General features: G+C 62.1%; 2 protein-coding genes. One reads left to right on the forward strand and one right to left on the reverse strand.

What is annotated here, in order from left to right; translation table 11 throughout:
- On the forward strand, positions 1–1,165 hold a 1,165-nt coding region (locus VMR03_RS04345), incomplete at its 5' end, for an MFS transporter (RefSeq protein ID WP_325402637.1).
- A gap of 20 nt (positions 1,166–1,185) precedes the next feature.
- Here VMR03_RS04345 and VMR03_RS04350 read toward each other — a convergent pair.
- A partial coding sequence (locus tag VMR03_RS04350; RefSeq protein WP_325402639.1) for an ABC transporter permease occupies positions 1,186–2,047 on the reverse strand: 862 nt, incomplete at its 5' end.

Consider the following 2,047-nt stretch of genomic DNA (forward strand, 5'->3'; position numbering starts at 1 on the left):
TGGCCGCCGCAAGCTCTTCTTCATCACACTTTTTCTTTATATCGCAGCGACCACGGCGACAGCCTTCTCCTGGAACCTCTGGAGCTTCGCTCTCTTCCGCTTTCTCACGGGAGCCGGCATCGGCGGCGAATACACGGCGATCAATTCGACCATTCAGGAGCTCGTACCGGCTCGCGTGCGCGGCCACACCGACCTTGCAATTAACGGCAGCTTCTGGGTGGGTGCCGCCCTCGGTGCGACCGGCTCCATCTTTCTCCTCTCGTCCGAAACGCTCGGCCCGGACATGGGTTGGCGCGCCTGTTTTTTGATCGGCGCCCTGCTGGGACTTCCAATTCTCGCGGCGCGCTACTTCATCCCCGAAAGCCCGCGCTGGCTGGTGACGCATGGACGCGCCGCCGAGGCCGAAGAGATCGTCGCCGCAATCGAGAACAGCTTCCGCCGGCACGGCACGATCTTGTCCGGAGACGATTTGCCTCACATGCGTCTCGCCGCCGTTCATCGTTTGCGTGTCAGCGACGTGATCGACACGCTTTTCCGCGTTCATCGGTCTCGCGCGCTCGTCGGCCTTTGTCTGATGACGGCGCAGGCATTCTTCTACAATGCGATCTTCTTCACCTATGCGTTGGTCCTGACCGACTTCTACGGCGTACCCGCCGCTCACGTCGGCTGGTACATTCTGCCTTTCGCGCTCGGCAATTTCCTGGGGCCGATCCTTCTCGGCCGGCTTTTCGACACGCTCGGACGTCGGCCCATGATTGCCTTCACCTATGCGATATCGGGCATCCTGCTTTCATTGAGCGGCTGGCTCTTTGCGCAAGGTCTTCTCGACGCCACGACACAGACGATCGCCTGGATGGTGATTTTCTTCTTCGCCTCGGCTGCGGCGAGTTCGGCCTATCTGACGGTCAGCGAGACCTTTCCGCTGGAACTCCGTGCCTTCGCCATTGCTCTCTTCTACGCCTTCGGCACGGCTCTCGGCGGCATCGCCGGTCCGGTGGTCTTCGGCGCGCTGATCGAAACGGGCTCGCGCGGCAACGTCTTTGTCGGTTATCTGATCGGCTCGACGCTGATGATCGCCGCCGCCGCGGTCGCTGCGATATGGGGTGTCGCGGCCGAACGAAAGCCACTCGAAGCCGTTGCCCGGCCGCTGAGCCACAGGGACTGATATCGCCCGCAGCGCGGATTTCACTCGTAGCGAAGGGCTTCTATCGGATCGAGGCGTGCGGCGTTGCGTGCCGGAAAATAGCCGAAGACCACACCGACCGCCGCCGAGAAGACGAAAGCCGTGCCGATAATCCAGAGGTTGAGCACGAAGGGTATACCGACCATCGGCGCGGCCACGGCGGAGATCGTCAGGCCGACGATGATGCCGATGACGCCGCCGGCCAGCGACAGCGAGCCGGCCTCCACCAGAAACTGCAGCAGGACTTCGCGTTCGAACGCGCCGATGGCCAGCCTGATCCCGATTTCGCGCGTCCGCTCCGTCACGGAAACGAGCATTATATTCATGATGCCGATACCGCCGACGAGAAGGCTGATCGCCGCCACGGCGCCGAGAAATGCCGTCAGCAGCGCCGTCGTGCTCTCGACGAGGCTCGCAATCTCGCGCATGTCCTGCACATGAAAATCGTCTGTTTTTCCCTGGACGATATGCCGGCGCTGCCGGAGGAGACTTTCGGCACCCGCTTTCACCCGGTCGATCGAGGCATCGCTCGTGGCCGACAGGAAGATGATCGAAATGTCGTCCACTCCCGAAATCCGGCGCTGGAAAGCGAGCAAGGGCATGATCACCGTGTCGTCCTGATCGTTCCCGAAACCCGACGAGCCCTTGCTGGTCAATATGCCGATGATCTCGCACGAGATGGAGCCCATGCGCAGCCGCGCCCCGAGCGGATCCTGTAGACCAAAGAGTTTGTCGCGCACCGTCGCGCCGATCAGACAGACGGTACGCCCGCCCCGCTCCTCCGCGTCGTCGAAAATACGGCCCCGCTCCAGTTCCCATTGCCTCGCTTTGAAATAGGCATTGGTCGTCCCCGATACGGTGGTG

Origin of the sequence: Parvibaculum sp. (assembly GCF_035511255.1) — a bacterium.
Taxonomy (GTDB): Bacteria; Pseudomonadota; Alphaproteobacteria; order Parvibaculales; family Parvibaculaceae; genus Parvibaculum.